This window comes from Streptomyces bobili (assembly GCF_002154575.1).
Classification (GTDB): Bacteria; Actinomycetota; Actinomycetes; order Streptomycetales; family Streptomycetaceae; genus Streptomyces; species Streptomyces bobili.
Genome location: NZ_MUBA01000020.1, coordinates 24788 through 31326 on the forward strand (window position 1 = coordinate 24788; position 6539 = coordinate 31326).

A 6539-nucleotide genomic window follows, 5' to 3' on the forward strand; every position below is an offset into this window, starting at 1 on the left:
GGGGGGCGTCCGTCGTCACCCCCCGCCGGGGCGAACAGGTGATGGAACAATCCCCCCATGGCGGAAATCATCCAGAAGGACGGCACCTGGGTCTTCGACGGGGATGCCCTGCGACTGACGCCGGGACGGGACAAGAACGTCGGCCTGCTCCGCAGGACCCTGGGTGAACTTCTCGTCCCGCTGCGGGCGTTGGCGGGCGTCTCGTTCGAGCAGGGCAAGAAGTCGGGCCGGCTCAGGTTGCGGCTGCGGGACGGCGCCTGCCCGCTGCTGCACGCCACCGGCGGCCGGCTCACCGAACCCCACGACCCCTACCAACTCGTCGTGGAGCCCGACCGCTACGGCGTCGCCGAGTACGTCGCCGACGAGGTGCGCAACGCGCTGCTCCTCGACCAGGTACCGGCCGGCCCGGTGGACGCCTACCTGCTGCCCGGCCCCTCCATACCCCTGTCGGTCTCCGCCGGGGACGGCACCGCGAACTTCGACGGCGAGCGGGTGCGCCTGGAGTGGAACTGGAAGACGGAGGACGCCAAGGCCGCCGGTGGCGCCCGCACCCTGCCCGTCGACGAGATCACGGCCGTGGAGTGGTATCCGTCGGCCGGTCTGGAGAACGGCCGGCTGCGCTTCACCGTCCGGGGCGTGCCGGTGAAGACCCCGGCCAAGTACGACCCGAACGCGGTGGAGCTGTGGGGCTTCAGGAAGGACCCGCTGATGGCCCTCGTCGCGGCCGCCGTACAGGCCAGGCTGCCGCACCCGGCCGCGGCCTCCGAGAGCGCCGTACGGCCGCCCGCGGAGGCGCCACGGGCCGTCGCCGCCGCTCCCTCCCCCTCCCCCACTCCCGCTTCCGCTTCCGCTTCCGCTTCCGCCGAGGACGGTCATGACGCGCTGCTGCGGCGGCTGCGGGAGCTGGGCGAGCTGCGCCGCGAAGGGGTGCTGACGGAGGAGGAGTTCACGCTGGCCAAGCAGGCGGTCCTCAGACGCATGTAGGAGCTGGGCGAGAACCGCCCGCCGGGGAGCTACCCGGCCCGGCGCGCCACCGTGAAGTGGTCGATGCGCTCGCCGGTCTCGGCGATGCCGCTCACGGTCAGCCTGGCGTACCGGCCCCTGGCGGCGGGGGTGACGTCCACGCGCAGGAAGCTGTAGTCGAGGTAGCGCACGCGCGACCAGGCGACCGTCTCGTTCCGCTTGCCGTCCTTCTCGACGACGTAGGAGGGGACGGACTCCAGGTCCTTCTCGTGGCCCTCGTAGGACTGGTCGGCGCTGAAGGCGTACAGGCTGCGCCCGGCCGCGCCCGCGGTGACGTAGACGACGCCGTCGGTCTCGGGGTAGGCGGTGCCGCCGATCGGCAGCTTCCTGGCGACCCGGTCGCCCTTGAGGACGTCGGTGCGCTCGTAGACGTGGTTGTGGCCGTTGATCACCAGGTCGACGGTGTACTTCTCGAACAGCGGCACCCACTCCTGGCGTACGCCGCCCTCGGAGGCGTGGGCGGTGGAGGTGCAGTAGGCGCAGTGGTGGAAGAACACCACGACGAAGTCGATGTCCTTGTCGGCCCGGTACCGCTTGAGCCGGCTCTCCAGCCAGGTGGTCTGGGTGCCGCCGGAGATGCCGAGGTTGGCCGGGATCTCGAAGGAGACGTCGTTGGCGTCGAGCGAGACGACCGCCGTGTTGCCGTGCACGAAGGAGTAGACGCCGGGCAGGTTGCCGGCGTCGGGGCCGTTGTCGGGGAGGACCCAGCGGGCCTCCTCGCCGCCGTAGCCGTTGGGCGAGTACCAGGCCTCCATGTCGTGGTTGCCGTACGCCACCATCCACGGGACCTGCTTGGCGACCGACTCGGTCTGGGCGAGGAACTGGTCCCAGGTACGGGAGTCGAAACCGGTGTCCGCGGCTTTTCCGGCCCCGGACGGGTCGGCGTAGGCGATGTCGCCGGCGTGCAGGTGGAAGGCCGGGTTCTGGCCCAGGATCAGGGCGTCGTTGGCGAGACCGTGGTAGCTGACGCCCTGGTCGCCGAAGGCGGTGAAGGTGAACGGCTCCTTCGTCGCGGGGGCGGTGGTGAAGGTGCCCAGGGTCCCCAGCAGCTGCGGTGCGGCCGGGTCGAAGCCGGCGTGCCCGACACCGTAGTAGTACGTACGGCCGGGCTGGAGGCGGGCCAGCCGGGCGTGGACGTAGTACTGGGTGTGGTCGCCGCTCGCGCCGATCCCGGCCGGGGTGTGGAGCGTACGGATCTCGGCCCGGATCTTGTGGGAGAGGTCCCAGGGGTGCACGCCGACGCGGACGAACGGCTGGTCGACGGCGACCGGGACCTGCCAGGAGATGGTCATCTCGGTGCGGGCGTCGGTGCCGTAGGCGAGGTGGCGGCCGAAGGGCGCGACGAGGGCGCCGTCGACTTTCTCGGCGCGGGGGGCCGTCCGCCGGGCGCGGGGGGCGGCCTGCGCGGCGGCGCCGGTGACGAAGGCGCCGCCGGTGACGGCGCCGACGGTGACCGCGCCGCCTCTGATCATCGTGCGGCGGGAGAGCTTGGTGCGCAGGTACTCGTGCTGCTCGGCCATGCTCATGCGCTCGGCCAGCTGCTCGGGTACGCCCATGCGAGGAATGTCCATGGCGTATGAAACTCGTCTCCCCGAGCGACGAGCTGCGGGCGGCGGCATGGACGTCCCACGAACAGCCACTCATGAGAGGTTCAACGTTGCCCCAAAGATCCCCCACAAGCCCCTGCCCGGAATCGGGCAGGATTGTTGCGAAACTCTCGCCGGTACCCCAGGATCTACCGGGTGCACGACGAACTCGTTGATCACCTGACGCGCTCCACCCCCCTCAACCGGGGTGAGGCCCTGCGGGTGATCCAGGACGTTCTCGCCTACTTCGACGAGACGACCGAGGATTTCGTCCGTCGCCGCCACCGCGAGCTCCAGGCCCAGGGCCTGGTCAACGCGGAGATCTTCGAACGGATCGCGGCGGACCTGACCTACCGGGCGGTGGCACCGCCGGAGCCGACGCTCCGCCAGCTGCGCCGCATGGTCTACGGCTGACCGACAGGACCGGCCGGGGACCAGCCCAGAACTACAGAGGGATTGCCTACATATGTGCGGAATCGTCGGATACATCGGGAAGCGTGACGTCGCGCCCCTGCTCCTGGAGGGCCTCCAGCGCCTGGAGTACCGCGGCTACGACTCCGCGGGCATCGTCGTCACCTCCCCGAAGACGGCCGGCCTGCGGATGGTCAAGGCCAAGGGGCGCGTCCGCGACCTCGAAGCCAAGGTCCCGGCCCGCTTCAAGGGCACCACCGGTATCGCCCACACCCGCTGGGCCACCCACGGCGCCCCCTCCGACGTGAACGCGCACCCGCACATGTCGGCCGACCTCAAGGTCGCCGTCGTGCACAACGGCATCATCGACAACGCCTCCGACCTGCGCCGCAAGCTGGAGGCGGACGGCGTCGAGTTCCTCTCCGAGACCGACACCGAGGTCCTCGTCCACCTCGTCGCCCGCTCCCAGGCCGAGAAGCTCGAGGACAAGGTCCGCGAGGCGCTCCGCGTCATCGAGGGCACCTACGGCATCGCCGTCATGCACGCCGACTTCAACGACCGGATCGTCGTCGCCCGCAACGGCTCCCCGGTCGTCCTCGGCATCGGCGAGAAGGAGATGTTCGTCGCCTCGGACATCGCCGCCCTGGTCACCCACACCCGCCAGATCGTCACCCTCGACGACGGCGAGATGGCCACCCTCAAGGCCGACGACTTCCGCACCTACACCACCGAGGGCACCCGCACCACGGCCGAGCCCACCACCGTCGAGTGGGAGGCCGCCTCCTACGACATGGGCGGCCACGACACCTACATGCACAAGGAGATCCACGAGCAGGCCGACGCCGTGGACCGCGTGCTGCGCGGCCGCATCGACGACCGCTTCTCCACCGTGCACCTCGGCGGCCTCAACCTGGACGCCCGCGAGGCGCGCCAGATCCGCCGCGTGAAGATCCTCGGCTGCGGCACCTCATACCACGCGGGCATGATCGGCGCCCAGATGATCGAGGAGCTGGCCCGCATCCCCGCGGACGCCGAGCCCGCCTCCGAGTTCCGCTACCGCAACGCGGTCGTCGACCCCGACACCCTGTACATCGCCGTCTCCCAGTCCGGTGAGACGTACGACGTGCTGGCCGCCGTCCAGGAGCTGAAGCGCAAGGGCGCGCGGGTCCTCGGCGTCGTCAACGTGGTCGGCTCGGCCATCGCCCGCGAGGCCGACGGCGGCATCTACGTGCACGCCGGCCCCGAGGTCTGCGTCGTCTCCACCAAGTGCTTCACCAACACCACGGTCGCCTTCGCGCTGCTCGCGCTGCACCTGGGCCGCACCCGTGACCTGTCGGTGCGCGACGGCAAGCGGATCATCGAGGGTCTGCGCCGACTGCCCGCCCAGATCGCCGAGATCCTGAAGGGCGAGGAGGAGATCAAGGAGCTGGCCGAGCAGTTCGCCGAAGCCCGCTCCATGCTCTTCATCGGCCGCGTCCGGGGCTACCCGGTCGCCCGTGAGGCCTCCCTGAAGCTCAAGGAGGTCTCCTACATCCACGCCGAGGCCTACCCGGCCTCCGAGCTGAAGCACGGCCCGCTCGCTCTGATCGAGCCCGCCCTGCCGACGGTCGCGATCGTCCCCGACGACGACCTGCTGGAGAAGAACCGCGCCGCCCTGGAGGAGATCAAGGCCCGCAGCGGCCGGATCCTCGCGGTCGCCCACCAGGACCAGGAGAAGGCCGACCAGACGATCATCGTCCCCAAGAACGAGGACGAGCTGGACCCCATCCTGATGGGCATCCCCCTCCAGCTCCTCGCCTACTACACGGCCAAGTCCCTGGGCCGCGACATCGACAAGCCGAGGAACCTCGCGAAGTCGGTGACGGTGGAGTAGTCACTCCCCTCGACACGACGGACCCCCCGGTGATGCCACCTTCCACCGGGGGGTCCGCTCTGTTCACCGGGGATGCCCAACTCCCCGGCGTCGGCTGCCCATCAGCCCGTGGCCGTCACGCCGGGGCGGGCAGCCCGTCGTGGAAGCGCCGTGGGCCAGTGCGCGAGGGCCGCCGTCGCCGCGTACCAGGCGACGGCTCCCGCCCCGACGGCGAACCAGCCGCCGGCCTTCGCGAGACCCTCGTTCTCGGCGAAGTCCGCCACGGCGAGCAGGACGAGGGAGACGAGGAACAGCCCGTAGGTGCCCTTGGCGAGCTGGTCGGCGGCGGTGACCGTGAGGGTCAGCGCGACCAGGGCGAAGAGCAGCAGGAACAGGCCGGCGGCGTTCGCGGAGGCCTGGGCACCGGCCGAGGCCGCCCAGGTGAACCAGAGGGCGCCGACCGCCGAGAAGGCCGTACCCGAGACGGTGTCACGGTCGCGGAAGGCCATCAGGCCGGCGAGGAAGAGGGCGACTCCGCCCACGTACCGGGCGATCGGCACGGCGTCGGCCGCCGTGACGCCGTCGATGAGAGTGGTGTACCCGAGGCCGACGGCCAACAGGGTGACACCGAGGGCGAGTCGGCCGACGACGGTGGTGCTGCTTCCCGCAGAGACGTCATTGTCCACGGCGGGGCTCCCTTCATGCGTGCGCGCTGGTGCGATGCACGGGTTATGCCCTTCACAAGGGCACAAACCACCTCTACGCACGAGTAGTTTGCCGTGGCGCGCAAGGGAGTTGGAGTTCCCCAGGACTCATCTCACCTGGGAGGAGGGCGAGTTACGGAATGACGACGACGGGCCGCTTCGCCCGCTTGGCGAGCCGCCCCGCGACCGACCCGAAGATCCGTCCGACGATACCGTGCGTCGAACCGACGACGATCGCGTCCGCCGCGTACTCCCGCCCCACCTCTTCGAGTTCGTGGCAGATGTCACCGCCGCGCTCGACCAGGATCCAGGGCACCTCGGCCAGATACTCGGCGCAGGCCAGCTCCAGACCGAGCACCTCGGTGCGGTGGTCGGGTACGTCCACGAAGACCGGCGGCTCACAGCCCGCCCACACCGTGGTGGGCAGCCGGTTGGCCACATGGACGATGATCAGGCCCGCGCGGGACCGGTGAGCCATGCCTACGGCGTACGCCAGGGCCCGCTCGCTGGACGTCGATCCGTCGAAGCCGACGACGACACCGTGCTGGAAAGCGGGATCACAGGAGGGGCGTGCCTCTTCCGCCGCCAGGGGCTCGGCCGCCGTGTGATCGGCGACGGGCCGCTTGCGGTCCGCTGGTTCGAAGAATTCGTGACCGGCCATGGCTGTCTCGGCGTATCGATCCTTGGTACGGGTGGGACGAGCGTGAGCGGCGGAGCGTGTCCGGGAATCATCTTCCCAACCCCATACCCCCAAGGGTACGGCTCCACGCTTCCAGGGCCCAGTCCCGCCCACGGTCCGTGGGGGTTCCAGGGAGCATGCCCGAGGGGCCGCCGGTAACGCAATGGTTGCTGCCCCGTACAGGCGGTTCGCACGGCATTCACCTGCCCGCCCGCCATCCGATGAGTGACCGACCGGTCGAACAGGCGTTGAACCCCCCGAACCACCCCCCAGGGAGGAGCCCG

General features: G+C 70.4%; 6 protein-coding genes. 3 read left to right on the forward strand and 3 right to left on the reverse strand.

Annotation, left to right across the window (positions count from 1 at the left end; genetic code table 11):
• Window positions 1-57 precede the first annotated feature (57 nt).
• A complete protein-coding gene (locus BZL64_RS02440; RefSeq protein ID WP_086765617.1) occupies window positions 58-984 on the forward strand; it encodes a DUF4429 domain-containing protein in 927 nt (308 codons plus the stop codon).
• A 29-nt stretch (window positions 985-1013) separates the two neighbouring features.
• Here BZL64_RS02440 and BZL64_RS02445 read toward each other — a convergent pair whose 3' ends face one another.
• Window positions 1014-2579, reverse strand: coding sequence for a purple acid phosphatase family protein (locus tag BZL64_RS02445; protein ID WP_086765619.1), 1566 nt, complete (start codon window positions 2577-2579; stop codon window positions 1014-1016).
• Between the two features lie 186 nt (window positions 2580-2765).
• On the opposite strand from BZL64_RS02445, the gene BZL64_RS02450 reads away from it, so the two are divergent.
• Window positions 2766-3023: a hypothetical protein gene (locus tag BZL64_RS02450; protein ID WP_086765621.1), complete on the forward strand. Its 258-nt coding sequence runs from the start codon at window positions 2766-2768 to the stop codon at window positions 3021-3023.
• A gap of 52 nt (window positions 3024-3075) precedes the next feature.
• A complete protein-coding gene (gene glmS, locus BZL64_RS02455; protein ID WP_086765623.1) occupies window positions 3076-4893 on the forward strand; it encodes a glutamine--fructose-6-phosphate transaminase (isomerizing) in 1818 nt (605 codons plus the stop codon).
• A 101-nt stretch (window positions 4894-4994) separates the two neighbouring features.
• On the opposite strand, the gene BZL64_RS02460 is transcribed toward glmS, so the two are convergent.
• Together BZL64_RS02460 and BZL64_RS02465 are read right to left on the reverse strand one after the other, a co-directional pair.
• Entirely contained in the window at window positions 4995-5558 is a 564-nt protein-coding gene (locus tag BZL64_RS02460; RefSeq protein ID WP_086765626.1) for a GPR1/FUN34/YaaH family transporter, read from the reverse strand.
• Window positions 5559-5709: 151 nt separating this feature from the next.
• A complete protein-coding gene (locus BZL64_RS02465) occupies window positions 5710-6237 on the reverse strand; it encodes a universal stress protein (protein ID WP_086765628.1) in 528 nt (175 codons plus the stop codon).
• Window positions 6238-6539: the final 302 nt, after the last annotated feature.